The following is a 21,325-nucleotide window of genomic DNA, read 5'->3' on the forward strand; positions in this document are numbered from 1 at the left end:
ACCCTGCCCTCCCCCGCCCGAACTCGGCTGTTGCCGAGTTCGGTTCCTACGAGCGAGGCCGGAAACATCCGGCCTCGTGCGGGAGAGGGTTCACGGGTGCGCCCGGTCTCACGGCGCCGGAAACAGGGCGCTGGTCTTGCCGGATAGGTAATAGGCCACAAGGCCCATCCATTCCCGCGTGCCCATGTCTGTCGTGTCGAGACCATCGGCGGCGCGGGAGAACGGCTGGTCTAGCCGATCCGGACCCATGGTCTGGAAATCCACCGGATAGGCCACCACGTCGAACCCGGCCTTGCGGAAGCAGCCCATGGCGCGCGGCATGTGCCAGGCACTGGTGACCAGAAGCCAGCGCTCGCCGGGCCTGGGCTGCAGCAGCGCCTTGGCCAGTTCGGCATTCTCGGCGGTGTTGCGCGACTTTTCCTCGAACACCACCCGCGCCTGCGGAATGCCGAGGTCCGGCAGGCTCATGCGGATCATGTGCGCCTCGATGGCGTCGCCTTCGGGAAACAGGCGCCCGCTGCCGCCCACGAAGGCCAGCCGCGCGTCCGGATAGCGCCGCGACAGCGCCGCGAAGGCGATGGGCCGCTCCCCGGCCTCGCCGAATGTGGGCACGCCCCGTGCATTGCCGATGTCCGGCTTCTCCGCCCCGCCCAGCATGATGATGCCGGTGACGGGAGTGCCATCATCCTTGAACAGCGGGAAGCGCTCCTCCAGCGGCGAGAGGATGTGGAGCGCCGCCGGCGAGAAGCCGAACACCAGCCAGCCCGCCACCGCCGTCACGATTAGGCCGGTGCCCAGCCCCCTGCGGCGGAACGCCATCAGCACCAGCCCCAGCACAGCCAGGATGACCAGCAGGTTGGAGGGCACCGCGAGGAACCACAGCACCTTGGACGCGGCGAAGAAGGAATCCATGCGCGTTCCACAGGCTCCAATGAAAGTCCGTCACCCGCTCAGGCGAGTTCCACCACCTTGCCCTCGCGCAGGGTGACGCGCCGGTCCATGCGGGAGGCCAACTCCAGATTGTGGGTGGCGATCAGCGCCGCCACGCCGGTGGCGCGCACCAGCTCCATGAGCGCGCCGAAGACGTGGTCGGAGGTCTTGGGGTCGAGGTTGCCCGTGGGCTCGTCCGCCAGCAGCAGGCGCGGCGCGTTGGCCAGAGCGCGGGCGATGGCCACGCGCTGCTGCTCGCCGCCCGACAGCTCGGACGGACGGTGCACGAGGCGCGCCCCGAGGCCGAGATAGGAGAGCATCTCCTTGGAGCGCGTCTCGGCCTCCTTGCGGGAGAGGCCGCGGATCATCTGCGGCATGGCCACGTTCTCCAGCGCCGTGAACTCGGCCAGGAGGTGGTGGAACTGGTAGATGAAGCCGATGGAGAGCCGGCGGATGCGGGTGCGCTCGGCGTCGGGCAGGCGCGCGGTGGGCGTGCCGTCGATGAACACCTCGCCCGCGTCCGAATGCTCCAGCAATCCTGCGATATGCAGCAGCGTGGACTTGCCGGAGCCGGAGGGCGCCACCAGCGCCACCGACTGGCCGTGGGAGATGGCGAAATCCGCCCCGCGCAGGACCTCGATGGTGCCTGCGCCCTGGGCATACCGCCGCACCACGCCGGTGAGCGCCAGCGCCAGCGGCGGGCGACCGCCCGGCCGGCCGCCCTGTCCCTCGGGCCGTCCTGTTGGATTTGCGCGCTGATCCATCACTCGTATCTCAGGGCTTCCACCGGATCGAGCCGTGCGGCCCGCCAGGACGGATACAGGGTGGCGAGGAAGGAGAGCACCATGGCCATCACCACCACGGACGTGGTCTCGCCGACGTTCATCTCGGCCGGCAGGCGGCTCAGGTAATACAGCTCCGGCGAGAACAGCTCGGTGGCGGTGAGCCAGGAGATGAACTGGCGGATGCTCTCGATATTGAGGCACACGATCACGCCCAGCAGCAGCCCCGAGAGCGTGCCCACCACGCCGATGGCGGCGCCGGTGATGAAGAACACCCGCATGATGGCGCCCTGCGTCGCCCCCATGGTGCGCAGGATGGCGATGTCGTGGCCCTTGTCCTTCACCAGCATGATGAGGCCGGACACGATGTTGAGCGCCGCCACCAGCACGATGAGGGTGAGGATGAGGAACATGACGTTCCGCTCCACCTGCAGCGCGTTGAAGAAGGTGGCGTTGCGCACCCGCCAGTCCACCAGATACACCGGCCGCTCCGCCGCGCTCTGGATGGCGCCGCGCAATTCGCCCACGTCGTCGGGATTGTCGAGGTAGACCTCGATGGCGTTCACGTCGGCGTTGCGGTTGAAGTAGGCCTGCGCCTCCGCCAGCGGCATGAAGACGAAGGCGCTGTCGTATTCCGACATGCCCACCTCGAACACCGCCGCCACCTTGTACACCTTGATGCGCGGCGAGGTGCCCATGGGCGTCACGGCGCCGCGCGGCGCCACCAGCGTCAGATTGTCTCCCGCGCGCAGCGAGAGCTGGTCGGCGAGGCGCTTGCCGATGGCGATGCCCTGGCCCTGGTCGAAATTCTCCAGCGTGCCCTGGCGGATGTTGCGGGCCACCGAGGGCAGCTCGCGCAGGTCCTTTTCCGCCAGCCCGCGCACCAGCACGCCCGAGGCGCCGAACGGCGAGGAGGCCAGCGCCTGCCCCTCCACCAGCGGCACCGCGAGACGGATGCCGTTGAGCCTGGCGATGCGGTCGGCCACCGCCACGTAGTCAGTGAGGGGCGATTCCAGCGGCTGCACCAGCACGTGGCCGTTGAGGCCGAGGATCTTGCCCAGAAGCTCCTGCCGGAAGCCGTTCATCACCGCCATGACGATGATGAGGGTCGCCACCCCCAGCATGATGCCGAGGAAGGAGAAGCCGGCGATGACCGAGATGAAGCCTTCCTTGCGCCGGGCCCGGAGATACCGCAGCGACAGCATCCACTCGAATGCCGAGAAGGGGCGCGTGCCGGTGGCCTCACCGTCGCTCTGGCCCCCGCTTGGGCTGCTCTTGGCCCCCCTGGGCCCGCCCCTCGCCGCCGTGGACCCGGTGACGCTCATGCCTTCAGCCTCTCCAGGATGTCGCCGGGCGCGATCAGCTCACGGGAGCCGTCCACGCGGCGCTTCAGTTCCACCTTGCCGTCGGCGAGGCCCTTCGGCCCCACCAGGATCTGCCACGGCAGGCCGATGAGGTCGGCGGTGGCGAACTTCGCGCCCGCCCGCTCCTCGGTGTCGTCGTAGAGCACGTCATAGCCCGCGGCGGTCAATTCCGCGTAAAGCTTTTCGCAGGCGGCCCCGGTGGTGCTGTCGCCGGCCTTCAGGTTCAGGATGCCCACCTGGAACGGGGCCACCGCGTCCGGCCAGATGATGCCGTTGTCGTCGTGGCTGGCCTCGATCATGGCGGCGACGAGCCGCGAGGGGCCGATGCCGTAGGAGCCCATGTGGATGGTGTGCTCGGCCCCGTCCGGCCCCTGCACCTTGGCGCCGAAGGGCTCGGAATATTTGGTGCCGAAATAGAAGATGTGCCCCACCTCGATGCCGCGGGCGGCCATGCGGCGCGCTTCCGGGATGGCGGCGAACGCAGCCTCGTCGTGCTTCTCGGAGGTGGCGGCATAAAGCTGCGTCCAGCGGTCGAACACCGACTGGAGGCCGGCCGCGTCGTCGAAGTTCACGTCGGCGGAGGGCGGCGCCATTTCCAGATAGTCGCCATGGCAGAACACCTCGCTCTCCCCCGTGGAGGCAAGGATGATGAATTCGTGGGACAGGTTGCCGCCGATGGGACCGGTGTCCGCCACCATGGGAATCGCTTTCAGCCCCATCCTTGCGAAGGTGCGCAGATAAGCGACGAACATCTTGTTGTAGGAATGGCGGGCGCCGGCGGCGTCGAGATCAAAGGAATAGGCATCCTTCATCAGGAACTCGCGCGAGCGGTAGACGCCGAAGCGCGGGCGCACCTCGTCCCGGAACTTCCACTGGATATGGTAGAGGTTGAGCGGCAGCGCCTTGTACGACTTCACATAGGCCCGGACGATCTCGGTGATCATCTCCTCATTGGTGGGGCCGAACAGCATCTCGCGCTCGTGGCGGTCCTTGATGCGCAGCATTTCCTTGCCGTAATCGTCGTAGCGCCCGCTCTCACGCCAGAGGTCCGCCGACTGGATGGTGGGCATCAGCATCTCGACGGCGCCGGAGCGATTCTGCTCCTCGCGGATGATGTTGCACACCTTGTTGAGGACCCGCAGGCCGAAGGGCAGCCACGCATAGATGCCGGCCGATTCCTGCCGGATCATGCCGGCGCGGAGCATCAGGCGGTGCGAGACGATCTCCGCCTCCTTGGGAACTTCACGCAGGATGGGGAGAAAATAGCGGGACAGGCGCATCGGCGGGCTCTGAATCTCAAACCTGGGAAAGAAGTCGGCGCGAGTGAAAGCGGAAGGGGAGCCAAAACACAAGAGCCAGCGGGCCGCGACGGTGCCGCGCGCCCAGCTTCCGCAAGAGCATGTTCCAGGCAGCCTGTTCCAGGCTGCACGCTCCAGGCTCGACGCTCCAGGCTCGACGCTCCAGGCAGGCCCCCAAGAGCACGGTCCCGCCGGAGCGCGCCGCGAACTCATGACCCCATACTCCAGCAATCCACCGGAGCAGGCCTGCCCGGAGGTAGCCATGCGCCTTTGGAATGAGAAACACGGTGTGCTAGAACCATACCGCATTGCAGCGAACAACTTATTGCGGCGCAAGGATGACAAACGACAGATTCTTGTTCTATTTTGATCTCGCACAAGAAAGGGGATCGTCACCGGCCGGCCAGATGGACGGTGAACGCGGTCCGGGTCTCGGGAGGAATTTAAAAAAGCCGGCCGACAGCCGCCTGTTGGTGAATCCCACGCGTGGGAGTTCCACTTGGCGCATACGGAATCGGCAGTACGGCTTGGCCGCGCGGCTTTGAAAGCGGACTTAGATCCGCAGGCAGCGCAGGACGCCGTGGATTGAACGAGGCGGGGCCATCAGGCCTCGCCTTTTTCTTTTGGCGATAGAGGTCCTCGCCCCGTGTCTCACCCCCCGGCGAACAGCAGCCGCACATAGGCGCGGAACTGGAGGACCTGCCCCGGCAGGATGGCGGGATCGCGCAGCGCGCGTCCCAGCACCAGGCCGCCTTCCACCACCGTGGCGAGCATGTCGGCGAGCGCGTCGAAGTCCACCGCCTCCCGCGGGGGATGAATGCGCGCGATCAGCTCGAACCGCGCGCGGAACCGCGTGCGCCAAACCAGCATGCCCTGGGCGTTCAGGTCCCGGATCTCGCGGTTGAAGAGCTGGTCCTGGTAGCAGAAGGACGCCGCGAGGCAGCCGGGATGGGCCTCCGGCAGCACGGCCATCGTCTCCGCGAACAGCTTGAGGGCGATGAGCAGGCCGTGAAGCGGGTCCTCGTTCAGCTCGTCGGCGCGGGCGAACAGGTCGTCGAGCAAGGCCCGGTCGCGCTCAAGGTAGCGCTGCATCATGGCCTTGGCCAGCTCCGACTTGTCCTTGAAATGGTAGAAGAATCCGCTCTTGGTGATGCCCACCGCCGCGATCAGCTCCTCGATGGAGGTCGCCGCGAAGCCTTTCGCCAGTACGGCCTCCTCCGCGATGGCGAGAAGCCGCTCGCGCGTGTCGCTACCCCGTTTCGGCGCCTGCTCCAGCATGGGCTTGATGTACCATAGGTACAGTTGACATCAAGATGCCATTCCCTTTGGGCACGTCCATGCAGTTCGGCGCGCAGCCGAAAGGAAAGCGGGCAGAATGACTTGGCATGATTTCCTTCGTGCTTGACCGCGAGTGGCGTAGAACTTTGGTGCGTGCGCACGCATGTTTCCGCCCATCGCGACACCGGCGTTCGTTTCACTTGGATACCGCCGGCATCGCTCTCTTTCGTGAAGTTGAGAGACGGAGATTGCCATGAGCAAGTATCGCGCGGCCCTGCCGCAATTGGCCGGCCGCCTGTTCCTGATGGATGGCGGGCTGGAAACCACCCTCGTCTTCCATCAGGGCATCGACCTGCCCTGCTTCGCCGCCGCCGACCTGCTGAAGGACGCGGACGGCACCCAGCGCCTCGCCGCCTATTACGATCAGTATGCCGGCGCGGCGGCAGCCGCCGGGCTCGGCTTCGTGCTCGATTCCCCCAACTGGCGCTCCAACCCCGACTGGGGCGCGAAGATGGGCCTGTCCCGCGAGGCCCTCGCCGAGGTCAACCGGCGCGGCATCGCGCTCATGGAAGAGATGCGCACGCGCCACGAGACGCCGCTCTCGCCCATGGTGGTGGCGGGCGTCGTCGGCCCGCGCGGCGACGGCTATATCGCCGGGGCCATGATGACGCCGGACGAGGCGCGCGACTACCACGCCTGGCAGATCGGCCTCTATGCCGAGACCTCGGCCGACATGGTGACGGCCTATACCCTAACCTATTGCGCCGAGGCCATCGGCATCGTGCAGGCGGCGCAGGCGGCGGGGCTGCCGGTGGCCATCTCCTTCACGCTGGAAACCGACGGCCGCCTGCCCTCGGGCCAGACGCTGAAGGAGGCGATCCGCGAGACCGATGCCGCCACCGGCGGAGCGGCGGCCTACTACCTCATCAACTGCGCCCACCCCGCCCACTTCGCCCATGTGCTGGAGCCGGGGGCCGACTGGATGCAGCGCCTGAGGGGCCTGAGGGCGAACGCCTCGCGGCGCAGCCACGCGGAACTCGACGCCTCGCCGGACCTCGATGCCGGCGATCCGGTGGAACTGGGCCGGCTCTATGGCGAGCTGCGCAGCCGCATGCCGCACTTCACCGTGCTGGGCGGCTGCTGCGGCACCGATCACCGCCACGTGGAGCAGATCCGCTTCGCCTGCACCGCCGAGAGCGCTGCGGCGTGACGGGCCGGCGACGCCCCCGGCGTCAGTAGTTCGCCCATAGCCCCGGGCTGGCGATCTCCGCGAGGTTGCCGTCCGGGTCGCGGAAATAGAGGCTGGTAGAGCCCCTGGGCCAATGCACCTCGCCCTCGATGGCGACGCCATGGGCTTCAAGGTGCGCCCGCCACGGCTCGATGTCAGCCGCCGCCACCGCGAAGGCGAAGTGCAGGCGGCCGGCGCCGTCATGGGGCGGAATGGCGCCGCCGAACGGCAGCGCTATCGCTTCATCCGCCGTGCCGCGCTTGAACAGCAGCAGCACCGTGTCGCCCACGGGATAGGCGGCGAAGCGGGCATCGGAGAGCATGGGCACGAGGCCCAGCACACCCTCGTAGAAGGCGGTCGCACGGGCGAGGTCGTCCACATAGAGGCCGGTTTCCACCAGCCGGCCCAAAGGCGGCGGGAGGGTGGGCGGCAGGCGGGACGACGCGCCGCCCACGGTCATCTCACCACAGGTTGAGGGTGGCGCGGGCTTCCTCGGACATGCGGCCCTGGTCCCACGGCGGATCGAAGGTGATGTCCACCTTCACGTCGGAAATGCCCGGCACCGACGCCACGGCGCTTTCCACCATGCCCGGCAGCTCGGCGGCGGCGGGGCAGTTGGGGGTGGTCAGGGTCATTTCCACGGCGACGGTGTGGTCGTCGGCGATGTCCACCTTGTAGATGAGGCCCAGCTCGTAGATGTCCACCGGGATTTCCGGGTCATAGACGGTCTTCAGCGCGCCGACGATGCTGTCGGTCAGGCGCTCCAGCTCAGCCTCGGCAATGGAGGACCTGATCTGCGGCGCATTCGCCTGCTCGGTGGTCTTCGTCTCGGTCATGCGAACAAATCCTGCGCCTTGACGAGAGCGTCCACCAGACGGTCCACGTCGGCGCGCGTGTTGTAAAGGGCAAAGGATGCGCGGCACGTCGCTGTTGCACCATATCGGGCCAAAAGCGGCTGGGCGCAATGGGTGCCTGCCCGCACTGCAACACCGTAGCGGTCGATCACCGTGGCCACGTCATGGGGATGGGCGCCCTTCATCTCGAAGGAAATAATGGCGCCCTTGCCCGGCGCGGTCCCGATAATGCGCAGGGAATTGAGCGCTCCCAAGCGTTCGTGGGCATAGACGGAGAGGTCGTGCTCGTGCGCGGCGATGCGCTCGCGGCCGATGGAGTTCACATACTCCACCGCCGCACCGAGCCCGATGGCCTGAACGATTGGAGGTGTTCCAGCTTCAAATCTGTGAGGCGGCACGCCATAGGTCACGTCATCTTCCGTGACCTCGCGGATCATTTCGCCGCCACCTTCATAGGGCGGCATCTGCGCCAGCAGGTCCAGCTTGCCGTAGAGCACGCCGATGCCGGTGGGCGCATAGAGCTTGTGGCCGGTGACGGCGAAGAAATCCACGTCGAGGCCGCGCACGTCCACCGGCATGTGGACGACGGACTGGCAGCCGTCCACCACCACCCTGGCCCCCACCGCGTGCGCCGCGGCGGTGATCTCCTTGATCGGCGTCACCGTGCCCAGCACGTTGGACATCTGGGTGATGGCAACGATCCTGGTGCGCTCGGAGAGCAGGGCCTTGAACGCCTCGAAGTCGAACGAGCCGTCCTCGCGTACCGGCGCCCACCTGATCACCGCGCCGTTGCGCTCGCGCAGGAAGTGCCACGGCACGATGTTGGAATGGTGCTCCATGATGGAGAGCACGATCTCGTCGCCCGGCTGGATCGACTGGCCGAGGGAACTGGCCACGGTGTTGATGGCCCCGGTGCCCGAGCGGGTGAAGATGATCTCGTCCACGGACGCCGCGTTGAGGAAGCCGCGCATGCTCTCGCGCGCCTGCTCGAACGCCTCGGTGGCGGCATTGGCCAGATAGTGCAGGCCGCGGTGGACGTTGGAATATTCCCGCTCGTAGGCGGTCACCATGCGCTGGATCACCTGCCGCGGCTTCTGGGCGGAGGCGGCATTGTCCAGATAGGTGAGCGGATAGCCATTCACCTCCAGCGACAGCGCCGGAAAATCGGCGCGCACCTTCTCCACGTCGAAGGTGCCGTTGGTGACGGCGGGGTGAATGTGCGTCATGCCAAAACGTCCTTGCTAAAGCTTGCCGGTAAAGCCCTCTCCCGCGTGCGGGGAAGGGTTGGGAGGGGGAAGGCATCCGCGCCTCGTGCCCAATCCGGGGCATATCACCAACCGAAGGCCCTTCAGGCCGCCCGTTTCTCCAGCCACGCCACCATGCGGGCGATGAGGACCTCGCGCAGGGCCTCGTCCTCCACATATTCCACGGCCTCGCCCACGAAGGCCTGGATCAGCAGGCGCTCGGCCTCCTTCAGCGGCAGGCCGCGCGAGCGCAGGTAGAACAGCATCTTGTCGTCCAGCGTGCCCACCGTGGCGCCGTGGCCGCACTGCACGTCGTCGGCGAAGATCTCAAGCTCGGGCTTGTTGTCCATCTCCGCGCCGTCGCTCAGCAGCAGAGACTGGCTCATCATGCGCCCGTCCGTCTTCTGGGCATCGCGCCGCACCACGATCTTGCCCTGGAACACGCCGTGGGCCTCATCCGACAGCACGGTCTTGAACAGCTCCCGGCTCTCGCAGCCCGCTACCGCATGGTCGATGAACATGGTGGTGTCGGCGTGCTGGCGACCCTTCAGCAGGGTGGCGCCCCGCACCCCCAGATTTGTCCCGGTGCCCTGGAAGCGGCCGTAGACGGAATGGCGCGACAGCGCCGCGCCCTGCACCAGGGAGAACACGTCGAGCTTCGCCGCGCGGCCCAGCTCCACCATGAGCGTGCCGAGATGGAGCGCAGCCGCGCCCTCCTCCTGCAGCCGCACCAAATTGACGGTGGCGCCGTCGCCCACCACCAGCTCCATGGCGTGGTTGGCCTGGTAGGCGACGCCCTCGCGGCCGGTGAAGCTCTCCACCAGCGTCAGCTCGGCACCGTCGCCCACCACCACCACGGCGCGGGTGAAGCCGGCCACGGCCTCGCCCGCCGGAAAGACGTGGGCCAGATGCATCGGCTTGGCGACCTTGGTGCCCGCCTCCACCTTCACCACCAGCCCCTCGCCGAGGAAGCCGGTGTTCAGCGCCAGCGCGCCATCGTAGCGGTCCGGCGGAAGGGAGCCGATGCGGTCTAGCAGCGGATCATTCGCCGCCGTCGCCGCATCGAGCGGCAGGGCGCTGACACCGGCGGGCAGGCCCGCGAAGTCGGAGGCGCCGCGCGCCAGCATCCCGCTCACGAACAGGAGGCGCGCCGCATGGGGCACGTCGAGCGCGATGCGGGTGGCTTCCGCCTCGTCCGCGGCGGTGGGGGCGCCGGCGAGCGGGGGGAAGGCGCGAACGGCCGCGCGCAGGTCGGTGTATTTCCATTCCTCCACGCGCCGGTTGGGCAGGCCATGGGCGCGGAAGGCCTCAAGGGCATCGGCGCTCAGCTCGCCCATCCGCCCGTCGAGGCCCCCCTGCCCGGCCGCGACGGCAAGCCGGGCCTGGAGCGTGGCGGCGATGGCGTCTTCGGCCGGTGTGCGGGCGGGACGGACGGGAATGTTCATGGCCGCGCTCACGCCGCATCCTGCCCGTAGGCGGCATAGCCGGATTCCTCCAGCTCCAGCGCCAGCTCGGCGCCGCCGGAGCGAACGATGCGGCCCTTGTGCATCACATGCACCACGTCCGGCACGATATGGTCGAGCAGGCGCTGGTAATGGGTGATGACCAGCATGGCGCGATCGGGCGCGCGCAGGGCGTTCACCCCCTGCGCCACCACCTTCAGCGCATCGATATCGAGGCCGGAATCGGTCTCGTCCAGGATGCACAGCTTGGGCTCCAGCAGCGCCATCTGGAGGATTTCGTTGCGCTTCTTCTCGCCGCCGGAGAAGCCCACGTTCACCCCGCGCCGCAGCATGTCCTGGGTGATGCCGAGGTCCGGGGCCTTCAAGCGCACCAGCTTGAGGAAGTCGGGGGTGGAGATTTCCTCCTCCCCGCGCGCCTTCTTCTGCGCATTCATGGCGGAGCGCAGGAACTGCATGTTGGCGACGCCGGGGATCTCTATTGGATACTGGAAGGCAAGGAACACGCCCGCCGCCGCCCGCTCTTCCGGCGCGAGGGCAAGGATGTCCTGGCCGTTGAAGGTGGCCGAGCCCTCGGTGACCTCATAGTCCGGCTTGCCCGAGAGCACATAGGACAAGGTGGACTTGCCGGAGCCGTTCGGCCCCATGATGGCATGCACCTCCCCCGCCGGGATGGTGAGGGTGAGGCCCTTGAGGATCTCGTTGTCGCCAATGCGGGCGTGGAGATTCTTGATTTCGAGCATGTGCTGTGTCCGTTGGTGCGCCACGGCCGGGCCGGGCGGGAATGTCTGATGCGGGCTCGGGCAGTTGCGGGCTCGGGCCGTGCCGCTGGCGCGCGGTGTGGGAAGCTTGTTCCTGGCCGCCGGGCGTGGATGGCCGGAACCCGGATGTTTCCGGGTTCCGCTCTTGAAAACTGAAGTCGGCAACAGCCGACTTCAGGGACAAGCCCGGCCATGACGCGCCGTTAAAGGGGCCGGAGGCTCACCCCACGCTCCCCTCGAGGCTCACGGCGATGAGCTTCTGGGCCTCCACGGCGAACTCCATGGGCAGTTGCTGGAGCACGTCGCGCACGAAGCCGTTGACGATGAGCGCCACCGCCTCTTCCTGCGAAAGGCCGCGCTGGAGGCAGTAGAACAGCTGGTCCTCGGAGATCTTGGAGGTGGTGGCCTCGTGCTCGAACTGGGCCGAGGCGTTCCTGGCCTCCATGTAGGGCACGGTGTGCGCGCCGCACTGGTTGCCGATGAGCAGCGAGTCGCAATTGGTGAAGTTGCGCGCGCCGGTCGCCTTCCGGTGGGCCGAGACCTGCCCGCGATAGGTATTCTCCGAATGGCCGGCGGCGATGCCCTTGGAGATGATGCGGCTCGACGTGTTCTTGCCGAGATGGATCATCTTGGTGCCGCTGTCCACCTGCTGGTAGCCATTGGAGATGGCGATGGAATAGAACTCGCCCTGGGAGTTGTCGCCGCGCAGGATGCAGCTTGGATACTTCCAGGTGATGGCCGATCCGGTCTCGACTTGAGTCCACGAGATCTTGGAATTGTCGCCCCGGCAGTCGCCGCGCTTGGTGACGAAATTATAGATGCCGCCCTTGCCGTCCTTGTCGCCGGGATACCAGTTCTGGACGGTGGAATACTTGATCTCGGCATCCTTGAGCGCCACCAGCTCCACCACGGCGGCGTGCAGCTGGTTCTCGTCGCGCTGGGGCGCGGTGCAGCCTTCCAGATAGCTCACATAGGCCCCCTCGTCGGCGATGATGAGGGTGCGCTCGAACTGGCCGGTGTTGCGCTCGTTGATACGGAAGTAGGTGGACAATTCCATGGGGCAGCGCACACCCGGCGGGATGTACACGAACGACCCGTCGGAGAAGACCGCCGAATTCAGGGTGGCGTAGAAATTGTCGGACACCGGCACCACCGAGCCGAGATAGGTCTTCACCAGCTCGGGATGCTCGCGGATGGCTTCCGAGATGGGCATGAAGATCACGCCCGCGCTGGCCAGTTCCGCCCTGAAGGTGGTGGCCACCGACACGCTGTCGAACACCGCGTCCACCGCCACCTTCGAGCCGCCCGAATTCTCGATGCCCAGCAGGGCGTCGCGCTCGCGCAGCGGAATGCCCAGCTTCTCGTAGGTCTTGAGGATTTCCGGATCGATCTCGTCGATGGACTTCGGCCCCGCCTTGGGCTGCGAATAATAATAATAGTCCTGGAAATCGATTCTCGGATAGCTCACCCGCGCCCAGGTGGGCTCCTCCATGGTGAGCCAGCGCCGATAGGCCTGAAGCCGCCATTCGAGCATCCATTCCGGCTCGTTCTTCTTGGCGGAGATATAGCGGATCGTATCCTCGGACAGGCCCTTGGGGGCCTTCTCGCTCTCGATGTCCGTGACGAAACCGTACTTGTACTGGTCCACATCGAGCGCGCGGACGCGTTCAACCGTTTCCTGAACCGCAGGCATCTTCTCTTCTCCTCTCCCGCGCGGGGTCAAGGCCCGCGGGTCAAGTTCACGTCTTGCGTCACATGCCGCGCGTCCCGCGCGGCTCCCGGCCCTTTGCTTCTAAGCCGCGCGCCCCGTGCGGCTTCTGCACTCTTTGCTTCTACGCCGCACGTACCGCGCGGCTTCTCAGGTGCGGCACCACCTTTTGCAAGGCCGCCACCGCCTCGTCCACATCTTGCCGCGTGCTGGACCAGCCCAGCGAGAGGCGGATGGCGCCCGCCGCGCGGTCCTCGGGGACGCCCATGGCCGAAAGCACATGGGAGGCGCCCACCTTCCCCGACGAGCAGGCCGAGCCCGCACTGACACTTACGTGGGCAAGGTCGAGGGCGATCACCAGTGTCTCGGCCCGAAGTCCGGCAAACGTGAGCGTGCTGGTATTGGGCAGCCGCTCCGCCCCGAAAGCGATGACCTCTGCATCGGGAACGCCCGCCAGCACCGCCCGTTCCAGCCCGTCGCGCAACGTCGCGAGCCGGGAGGCCTCGGCGGCAAGGTCCGCGCGCGCCACACGGGCAACGGCGCCGAAGCCGGCGATGGCCGGGCTGTTCTCGGTTCCCGCGCGGCGGCTGCGCTCCTGCCCGCCACCGGCGATGAGGGCCGGCGTGCGATCATCCGGCCCCGCCACCAGCGCTCCCGCGCCCTGCGGACCACCCATCTTGTGGGCGGACAGGCTGAGGAAATCCACACCCAGCGCCGCCATGTCCAGCGGCAGGCGCCCGGCGGCCTGCACCGCATCGCAGAAGACGACGCCGTCGTGCGCCCGCACCAGCCGCGCTGCCTCGGCGACGGGCTGCACCACGCCGGTCTCGTTGTTGGCCGCCATCAGCGCCAGAAGGGCCCGCCGGCCGGCGGCGGCATGGCGGGCCAGCGCCGCCTCCAGCGCGCCGAGATCGAGGCGGCCGGTGCCGTCCACGGGCAGCACCTCCACCGCCTCGGCGGGAAAGCGATGGCCGCGCAGCACCGCGGGATGTTCCACCGCGCCCATGAGCAGCACATGGCAAGGCTTCGGCCGGCCGTCCATCTCCACCGCCGGATGCAGCGCCAGCGCGGCGGCCTCCGTGGCGCCCGAGGTGAAAACCACCCCACGCGGCGAAGCCCCCACGAGGCGGGCCACCTCCCCGCGCGCCGCCTCGATGCGCGCCCGGGCGGCGCGGCCATCGGCATGGACGGAGGAGGCGTTGCCCACGCCTTCCAGCGCCGCGAGCAGGGCGGCCCGCGCTTCGCGCCTCAGGGGGCTCGTGGCATTGTGATCAAGGTAGGCACGGCGCGCGCCGGCGTTGGCCGCGGGCGCGTTTGCCCCGGCCTCAGACCGATCCTGCGACCCAGGACCCTGCGACCTAAGATCCTGCGATCCCAGGATGCCGCCCGCGCTCATCTCCGCCTCCCGGTCCCTCGCGCGAAACACGCTCCGGACCCGCGCCAGACTTGCAATTGCCGGCAATCTCGGTCATAGCTCAAACTTCACCCGATCCCGCATTGCAGCGCCCTACGGTTTGCGCAGCCGGCAGGAACAGATTAGAATTATTCTAAATCAATAGGTCGTTCCGTTCTGTAAGTCAAGCATTACCGTTTCGGCGTCAAGTCGTTAGGGTGATGCAAGCGGGTTCGTCCCCGAGAGCCGTGACTTTCGGACAGGCTCCGCTTCATCCTGTGCGTCATTGCCACCCAGAGGTTGTAAAACTTCCATGCCAGAAGTGATCTTCCCCGGCGAAAAGGGGCGCCTTGAAGGCCGCTACCAGCCCGCCAAGACCCGCAATGCGCCTATCGCCATCATTCTTCATCCGCACCCGCAGTTCGGCGGGACGATGAACAATCCTGTCGTGTATAATCTGTATTATCAGTTCGCGAACCGCGGCTTCTCGGTGCTGCGCTTCAATTTCCGGGGCGTCGGCCGCTCTCAGGGATCGTTCGACCACGGCACCGGCGAATTGTCCGATGCCGCGGCGGCGCTCGACTGGGCCCAGTCGGTCAATCCGGATGCGCGGGCGTGCTGGATCGCCGGCTTCTCCTTCGGCGCGTGGATCGGCATGCAGCTGCTCATGCGCCGCCCGGAGGTGGAGGGCTTCATCTCCATCGCCGCGCCGGCGAACCTCTACGACTTCTCCTTCCTCGCCCCCTGCCCGTCCTCGGGCCTGTTCGTCCACGGCGACAAGGATGCGGTGGTGCCCACTTCCGCGGTCCAGACGCTGGTGGAGAAGCTGAAGACCCAGAAGGGCATCGTCATCGAGCAGCAGGTGGTGCCCGGCGCCAACCACTTCTTCGACGGCAAGACCGAGGACCTGATGGGCGTGGTCGGCACCTATCTCGACAAGCGCCTGCCCGGCACCCGCAAGGACAACAAGGACAGCGCCGCCTGAGGGCGATCGCGCCGCATTCCCAGCTTCATGAACGGCCGGTCCACTGGACCGGCCGTTTTTGCGAGAAGATTCTCCTAGACCCGGACCTCCGGCTCCTCCTCCGTGGCCGCATCCAGGACCCGTTCCTCGCTCATGTAGCGATCGAACTTCGGCTGGCTCAGCCGCGCCCGCACGGCCAGCGCGAACGCCCCGCCCCCGAGCGCGGCCAGCACCGCCAGGTCCCAGCCGAAGGGAATGAGGCCGGCTCCCCCGAAGCTGCCGAGGAACGACACCAGCCCCAGCCCGCCGAGGTAGGGCGCGAGCCAAACCGCTTCCGCAAGGTCCAGGCTGCCGGCGGCACGATTGCGGGCATGGATGAGGAACAGCGCCAGCCCCGCCAGCAGGCATAGGCCGAGCCGCCACACGGTGGGCCATCCGCTCCAATAGATGATGTAGGTGGCGATGATGAAGGCCACCGGCGCCACCAGCTTCACCGCCGGCACCCGCAGCGGCCGCGTCGCATCCGGCAGCAGCTGGCGCAGGGCCACCACCGCCACCGGCCCCACCACGAAGGAGAGGATGACGGCGGAGGAGTTCAGCTGCACCACCTCGCTGAACGGCAGCAGGACGAAAGCGGCTAGCGAAAACACGAGGTTCAGCAGCAACGCGGCCACCGGCACGCCGCGCGCCGAGAGCGCCGCGAAGCGCTCGGGAAAGAAGCCGTTCTCCGCCAGCGCGAAGGCCAGGCGCGCATTGGAGCCCACCGAGACGAGGCCGCCGGCGAACGGCCCGACCACCGCGCCGAAATTCAGCAGGCTCACCAGCCACAGCATCCCCAGCGCCGCGGCGAGCGCGCCCAGCGGACCGAAATCCCCCGGCAGCGCCAGCGCGCCCCAGCCGTTGGCAAGGTCCTCCGGCAGCAGCGCGCCGGTGAAGGCGAACTGGATGCCGCCATAGACCACGAAGGCAATGGCCAGCGCCAGCACCAGGGCAATGGGAATGGTGACGCCGGGATTCTTCACCTCCCCCGCCATGTCGATGGCATGGCGAAAGCCGATGAAGGAAAAGGCGACGCCCCCCGACGACACCGCCGCCAGCACGCCGGCCACCCCGAACGGCGCGAACCCGCCGCCCACCTGGGTAAAGTTGGCCGGCTCGAACCGCGCCGCCAGCAGCGCCACGATGACGACAAGGGGAATGGCGATCTTCAACCAGGTGATGGCGGTGTTCACGCGGGTGAAGAAGCGCACGCCGAAGGCATTGATGACGGTGAAGCAGACCATCATCAGCCCCGCCACCGCCACGCCCGCCCACGACAGGGTGCCGCTGCCCGGCGCCGTATAGAGCCAGCCCAGGTGCGGGCCGAGGTAGCGCAGCATGGCCTCCACCTCGATGGGGGCGGTGGTGTTGTAGCCCACCCAGGCGCTCCACCCCATGGCCATGGCCACCACATTGCCGTGGCTGAACTGGGGAACCCGCGCGATGCCGCCGGCCACCGGCAGCATGGCCGAGATTTCCGCGAAGGTGAGGGCGAACAGCAGCATGGCGGCGCCGCCGATCACCCACGCGATCAGGGCGGAGGGTCCCGCATGCTGGGCGGCCAGCAGCGGGGCGAACAGCCAGCCGGAACCGATGATGCCGCTCACGGCCACGAAGGTGAGGCCGATCAGCCCGATCTCGCGCTTCAGCTTGCCCATCGCTCCCCCCGCCTCGCCAGGGTGCGACGCCCCGGTTTCGCGGAAGATAAGCTGAACCGCTGCCGCGCGCACCTTGTCGCGAGGGGTGTCCCGCGTGTTTTTGTGCCGGAGGAAACGCCCCGCGATCTCCGGGGCTGATGGCTCGGACAGAGGCCGCCGCGTCCCCTCCCCCGCAAGCGGGAGAAGGAGGTTAGGGAGGGGGCAGAACCCCTCCCCTGCCTCACGGCCGGAACAGCACCCCGCCGGTCATGGGTTCCGGTGCGCCGGTGGTGGTGGGGAAGGTCAGCGGCAGGCCCTTGAGGGCGCGGGCGGCGAGATAGCCGAAGGCGTGGGCCTCCAGCGCGTCGGCAGACCAGCCCACGGTGTCCGCCGTGCGCACGTCCGCGCCCAGCCGCGCCGCAAGCATGGCCAGCAGCGTGGGGTTGCGCGCCCCGCCGCCGGCGACAATCCAGCTTGCGGGCGGGCGGGCCAACAGCGGAACCAGCGCCGCCACGCTCGCCGCCGTGAGCGCGGTGAGCGTCGCCGCCCCGTCTTCCAGGCTCATGCCGGCAAGGCCCATGCGCTCGCCCACGAACACGCGGAAGTCGTTGCGGTCGAGCGACTTGGGGGGCGGCTGGCGGAAGAAGGGGTGGTCCAGCACCTCAGCGATGCGCACCTCGTCCACCCTGCCGCGCGCTGCCGTGCGGCCGTCCGCATCGAAGGGCACCTTGGTGCGGGCGAAGAGGAAATCGTCGATCAGCGCATTGCCCGGCCCGGTGTCGCAGGCGATGGGCGGCCCGTCGCCATCGATGACGGTGACATTGGCGACCCCGCCCACGTTCAGCACCGCCACCGGATGGGCCAGCGCGAGGCGCCGCACCAGCGCGCGGTGGAACACCGGCACCAGCGGTGCCCCCTGTCCGCCCGCCGCTACGTCAGCGGCGCGGAAATCCGCCATCACCGGCACGCGCAGGCTTTCGGCGAGACGCTGGCCAAGGCCGATCTGCACCGTGAGGCGGGCATCGGGCCGGTGGAACACGGTCTGGCCGTGGAAGCCCACGAGGTCGATGTCGGAGGGGGTCAGGCGCAGCTGGTCGAGGAGCTGGCGCACCGCCTGCGCGTGGAGGTCGGTGATGCGGATTTCCACCTCGCGCAGCACGCCGGGCCGGTCGGTGCGCGCGTTGATGCCGCGCGCATCCTCCATGGCCTCGACCAGCAGCGCCCGCGTCGGCGCGTCATAGGGCAAGGTGAGCGCGGCGCCGAGCCACTGCACCGCCTCGCCGTCGGTATCGATCAGGGCGGCGTCGATGCCGTCCATGGACGTGCCGCTCATCAGCCCAACCACACGCATCCGCTCACCCCCAAAAACGCGCGCTCTATGCAATCTTGCGCGTGACCTGATACACCACCGCTCCTTTCCGGCGCGTGAGCGCCCGCCTCACGTCCGATCCAAAGACCGAACCAAGCGATGACCACTCAGACCTTCCGCTCCGACTTCCTGCGCACGCTCTCCGAGCGCGGCTATATCCACCAGTGCTCGGACCTTGAGCGCCTCGACGCCAAGGCCGCGGAAGGCCCGATCACCGCCTATATCGGCTTCGACGCCACCGCCTCCAGCCTCCATGCCGGGCACCTTCTGTCCATCATGATGCTGCGCACGCTCCAGCGCACGGGGCACAACCCCATCGCGCTCATGGGTGGCGGCACCACCAAGATCGGCGACCCGTCCGGCAAGGACGAGGCCCGCAAGATGCTGACCGACCAGCAGATCGAGGACAATATCGCCTCCATCCGCAAGGTGTTCGCCCGCTTCCTCGATCTGGAGGGCGGCGCGAAGATGGAGAACAACGCGGCCTGGCTCGACGAGCTGAAATACATCCCGCTTCTGCGCGAGGTGGGGCCGCACTTCACCATCAACCGCATGCTCACCTTCGATTCGGTGAAGCTGCGGCTGGAACGGGAGCAGCCGCTCACCTTCCTCGAATTCAACTACATGATCCTGCAGGCCTACGACTTCGTTGAGCTGAACGCCCGCCACGGCTGCATTTTGCAGATGGGCGGCTCGGACCAGTGGGGCAACATCGTCAACGGCATGGAGCTGGGCCGCCGCATGCGCGGGGCCGACCTGTTCGCTTTGACGACGCCGCTGCTCACCACCTCCTCCGGCGCCAAGATGGGCAAGACCGCCGGCGGCGCGGTGTGGCTCGACGCCGACCTGCTAAGCCCTTACGAATACTGGCAGTACTGGCGCAACGCCGGTGACGCGGACGTGGAGCGCTTCCTGAAGCTCTTCACCGAGCTGCCCTTGGGCGAGATCGCCCGCCTCGCCGCCCTTCAGGGGCAGGAGATCAACCTCGCCAAGGAGGTGCTCGCCACCGAGGCCACCGCGCTTTTGCACGGCCGCGAGGCCGCCGAGAAGGCGAAGGAGACCTCCCGCGCCACCTTCGCCGACGGCGCGCTGGCGGTGGACCTGCCCACGGTGGAGGTGCCCCGCGCCACGCTGGCGGCGGGGCTTGGCGTCGCCAATGCCTTCGTGGACGCCGGCCTCGTCGCCTCCACCAGCGAGGCGCGCCGCCAGATCAAGGGCGGCGGCCTGAAGGTGAACGACGCCGCCGTCACCGACGAGAAGGCGACGCTGGACCTTGCCGCGCTGACGCCGGAAGGCGTGGTGAAGCTGTCGCTGGGCAAGAAGAAGCACGTGCTGCTGAAGCCGGTGTGAGGGCTCTCGTGCCCCGGACGCATGCAGCGCAAGCGGAATGCGATCCGGGGCCCAGCGCAGGAGACCGCCGAAGGCGCTTCCGAACCCTTTGGGCGCCATGGATCTTGCCTGCTGCGCAGGAGTCTTGCGCAGGACCCCGGCTCTCCTTGCGCTGACGCTCCAGTCGGCCGGGGCACGAGGCGTGCCCCGCACCCTCCTTCGGCCACAAAGTCGCGGGATTGACGGGGCGCGGGCGCTCGGTTACGCGCCAGCCCTTCGCACAGCCCCTATCGCCCCGCAAAACCTGCCCAAGAGAAACCCGCCCGTCCCATGGCCGACACCGCCCCGAAGCCCGCGCCTGCCACGCCTGCGCCCCGCATCTCCTTCGTCTCGCTGGGCTGCCCCAAGGCGCTGGTGGACAGTGAGCGCATCGTCACGCGGCTGCGCGCGGAAGGCTATGAGCTGACGAAAACCCACCAAGGCGCGGACCTGGTGGTGGTGAACACCTGCGGCTTCCTCGACAGCGCCAAGGCCGAGAGCCTCCATGCCATCGGCGAGGCGCTGGCCGAGAACGGCAAGGTCGTCGTCACCGGCTGCATGGGCGCCGAGCCGGAGGAGATCCGCGCCGTCCATCCCGGCGTGCTCGCCATCACCGGCCCGCAGCAGTACGAAAGCGTGCTCGCGGCGGTCCACGAGGCGGTGCCGCCCGCTCACGACCCCTTCCTGGACCTGGTGCCCGCCGAGGGTGTGAAGCTCACGCCCCGCCACTACGCCTATCTCAAGATTTCCGAGGGCTGCTCCAACCGCTGCACCTTCTGCATCATCCCCAAGCTGCGCGGCGACCTGGTCTCGCGCCCGGCGGGGGACGTCCTGCGCGAGGCCGAGCGGCTGGTGAAGGCGGGCGTGAAGGAGCTGCTCGTCATCTCGCAGGACACCTCGGCCTATGGCGTGGACCTGCGCTACGCCACCAGCCCGTGGGGCGACAGGGAGGTGGCCGCCCGCTTCCTCGATCTCGCCGGCGCGCTGGGGGATCTGGGCGCATGGGTGCGCCTGCATTACGTCTACCCCTACCCGCATGTGGATGCGGTGATGGCGCTGATGGCCGCCGGCAAGGTGCTGCCCTATATCGACATCCCGTTCCAGCATGCGAGCCCCACCGTGCTGAAGCGCATGAAGCGCCCGGCCTCGCAGGAAAAGACCCTCAGCCGCATCCAGGCGTGGCGCGCGGCGGTACCGGACCTCACCCTGCGCTCCACCTTCATCGTCGGCTTCCCCGGCGAGACCGAAGCCGAGTTCGAGGAACTGCTCGCCTTCCTCGAAGACGCGGAGATCGACCGCGCCGGCTGCTTCAAGTTCGAGCCGGTGCGCGGGGCCGATGCCAATGGGCTGGAAGGCGCCGTGGCGGATGAGGTGAAGGCCGAGCGCTACGACCGCTTCATGCGCACCCAGCAGAAGGTCTCCGCCCGGCGGCTGAAGCGCAAGGTGGGCACCCGCCAGAGCGTGATCATCGATACGGTGACGCCCGACGGGGGCATCGGCCGCACCAAGGGCGACGCCCCGGAGATCGACGGCACCGTGAAGGTATTCGCCCGCCGCCCCCTGCGCGTGGGCGAGATCGCCACCGTGAAGATCGAGGCGGCCGGACCCTACGACCTCTCGGGAACCGCCGTGGGGTTCTGAAGAGCCG

18 protein-coding genes are annotated in these 21,325 nt (G+C 67.9%); 4 read left to right on the plus strand and 14 right to left on the minus strand.

Translation table 11 applies throughout. The features are described 5' to 3' along the window. Positions 1 to 108 precede the first annotated feature (108 nt). From K9U41_RS07515 to K9U41_RS07535, 5 genes are all read right to left on the minus strand, one after another. Positions 109 to 912 carry a YdcF family protein gene (locus K9U41_RS07515; RefSeq protein ID WP_282640227.1) on the minus strand — a complete coding sequence of 268 codons (804 nt, stop codon included), beginning with the start codon at positions 910 to 912 and terminating at the stop codon, positions 109 to 111. A 38-nt stretch (positions 913 to 950) separates the two neighbouring features. Next, positions 951 to 1,694 carry an ABC transporter ATP-binding protein gene (locus K9U41_RS07520; RefSeq protein ID WP_282640228.1) on the minus strand — a complete coding sequence of 248 codons (744 nt, stop codon included), beginning with the start codon at positions 1,692 to 1,694 and terminating at the stop codon, positions 951 to 953. Continuing rightward, a complete protein-coding gene (locus K9U41_RS07525; protein WP_282640256.1) occupies positions 1,694 to 2,917 on the minus strand; it encodes a lipoprotein-releasing ABC transporter permease subunit in 1,224 nt (407 codons plus the stop codon). The genes K9U41_RS07520 and K9U41_RS07525 overlap by 1 nt, the downstream gene beginning before the upstream one ends. A gap of 116 nt (positions 2,918 to 3,033) precedes the next feature. Further along, the gene (gene proS, locus K9U41_RS07530; RefSeq protein WP_282640229.1) at positions 3,034 to 4,356 is read right to left on the minus strand and encodes a proline--tRNA ligase; all 1,323 of its coding nucleotides are present in this window, start codon (positions 4,354 to 4,356) and stop codon (positions 3,034 to 3,036) included. Positions 4,357 to 5,025: 669 nt separating this feature from the next. Further along, positions 5,026 to 5,652, minus strand: a complete 627-nt coding sequence (locus tag K9U41_RS07535; protein ID WP_282640230.1) for a TetR/AcrR family transcriptional regulator — start codon at positions 5,650 to 5,652, stop codon at positions 5,026 to 5,028. Positions 5,653 to 5,905: 253 nt separating this feature from the next. On the opposite strand from K9U41_RS07535, the gene K9U41_RS07540 reads away from it, so the two are divergent. Further along, positions 5,906 to 6,862, plus strand: coding sequence for a homocysteine S-methyltransferase family protein (locus K9U41_RS07540; protein WP_282640231.1), 957 nt, complete (start codon positions 5,906 to 5,908; stop codon positions 6,860 to 6,862). 22 nt (positions 6,863 to 6,884) lie between these two features. Here the strand turns inward: K9U41_RS07540 and K9U41_RS07545 are convergent, their stop codons facing one another. The 7 genes from K9U41_RS07545 to K9U41_RS07575 all read right to left on the minus strand — a co-directional run bounded on the left by K9U41_RS07545 (position 6,885) and on the right by K9U41_RS07575 (position 14,303). After that, on the minus strand, positions 6,885 to 7,340 hold the full coding sequence (locus tag K9U41_RS07545) for a VOC family protein (protein ID WP_432715747.1): 456 nt from the start codon (positions 7,338 to 7,340) through the stop codon (positions 6,885 to 6,887). A gap of 1 nt (position 7,341) precedes the next feature. After that, entirely contained in the window at positions 7,342 to 7,716 is a 375-nt protein-coding gene (locus K9U41_RS07550) for an SUF system Fe-S cluster assembly protein (RefSeq protein ID WP_282640233.1), read from the minus strand. Next, positions 7,713 to 8,960, minus strand: a complete 1,248-nt coding sequence (locus K9U41_RS07555; protein WP_282640234.1) for a cysteine desulfurase — start codon at positions 8,958 to 8,960, stop codon at positions 7,713 to 7,715. The genes K9U41_RS07550 and K9U41_RS07555 overlap by 4 nt, the downstream gene beginning before the upstream one ends. A 122-nt stretch (positions 8,961 to 9,082) precedes the next feature. Then, entirely contained in the window at positions 9,083 to 10,423 is a 1,341-nt protein-coding gene (gene sufD / locus K9U41_RS07560; protein ID WP_282640235.1) for a Fe-S cluster assembly protein SufD, read from the minus strand. A gap of 8 nt (positions 10,424 to 10,431) precedes the next feature. Next, the gene (sufC, locus tag K9U41_RS07565; protein WP_282640236.1) at positions 10,432 to 11,181 is read right to left on the minus strand and encodes a Fe-S cluster assembly ATPase SufC; all 750 of its coding nucleotides are present in this window, start codon (positions 11,179 to 11,181) and stop codon (positions 10,432 to 10,434) included. Between the two features lie 238 nt (positions 11,182 to 11,419). Continuing rightward, entirely contained in the window at positions 11,420 to 12,892 is a 1,473-nt protein-coding gene (sufB, locus tag K9U41_RS07570; RefSeq protein ID WP_282640237.1) for a Fe-S cluster assembly protein SufB, read from the minus strand. Between the two features lie 139 nt (positions 12,893 to 13,031). Next, entirely contained in the window at positions 13,032 to 14,303 is a 1,272-nt protein-coding gene (locus K9U41_RS07575; RefSeq protein WP_282640238.1) for a cysteine desulfurase family protein, read from the minus strand. Positions 14,304 to 14,613: 310 nt separating this feature from the next. On the opposite strand from K9U41_RS07575, the gene K9U41_RS07580 reads away from it, so the two are divergent. Beyond that, the gene (locus K9U41_RS07580; protein ID WP_282640239.1) at positions 14,614 to 15,285 is read left to right on the plus strand and encodes an alpha/beta hydrolase; all 672 of its coding nucleotides are present in this window, start codon (positions 14,614 to 14,616) and stop codon (positions 15,283 to 15,285) included. A 74-nt stretch (positions 15,286 to 15,359) separates the two neighbouring features. On the opposite strand, the gene K9U41_RS07585 is transcribed toward K9U41_RS07580, so the two are convergent. Together K9U41_RS07585 and K9U41_RS07590 are read right to left on the minus strand one after the other, a co-directional pair. Beyond that, on the minus strand, positions 15,360 to 16,961 hold the full coding sequence (locus K9U41_RS07585) for an APC family permease (RefSeq protein ID WP_282640240.1): 1,602 nt from the start codon (positions 16,959 to 16,961) through the stop codon (positions 15,360 to 15,362). 220 nt (positions 16,962 to 17,181) lie between these two features. Next, on the minus strand, positions 17,182 to 18,291 hold the full coding sequence (locus K9U41_RS07590; RefSeq protein ID WP_282640241.1) for an anhydro-N-acetylmuramic acid kinase: 1,110 nt from the start codon (positions 18,289 to 18,291) through the stop codon (positions 17,182 to 17,184). Positions 18,292 to 18,408: 117 nt separating this feature from the next. On the opposite strand from K9U41_RS07590, the gene tyrS reads away from it, so the two are divergent. Continuing rightward, positions 18,409 to 19,659 (plus strand): tyrosine--tRNA ligase, encoded by a 1,251-nt coding sequence (gene tyrS / locus K9U41_RS07595; protein ID WP_282640242.1) that lies wholly within the window; start codon positions 18,409 to 18,411, stop codon positions 19,657 to 19,659. Positions 19,660 to 19,968: 309 nt separating this feature from the next. Beyond that, positions 19,969 to 21,318 (plus strand): 30S ribosomal protein S12 methylthiotransferase RimO, encoded by a 1,350-nt coding sequence (gene rimO, locus K9U41_RS07600; RefSeq protein WP_282640243.1) that lies wholly within the window; start codon positions 19,969 to 19,971, stop codon positions 21,316 to 21,318. Positions 21,319 to 21,325: the final 7 nt, after the last annotated feature.

Origin of the sequence: Xanthobacter autotrophicus, assembly GCF_029991245.1 — a bacterium.
In the GTDB taxonomy this organism is placed as follows: domain Bacteria; phylum Pseudomonadota; class Alphaproteobacteria; order Rhizobiales; family Xanthobacteraceae; genus Xanthobacter; species Xanthobacter autotrophicus_C.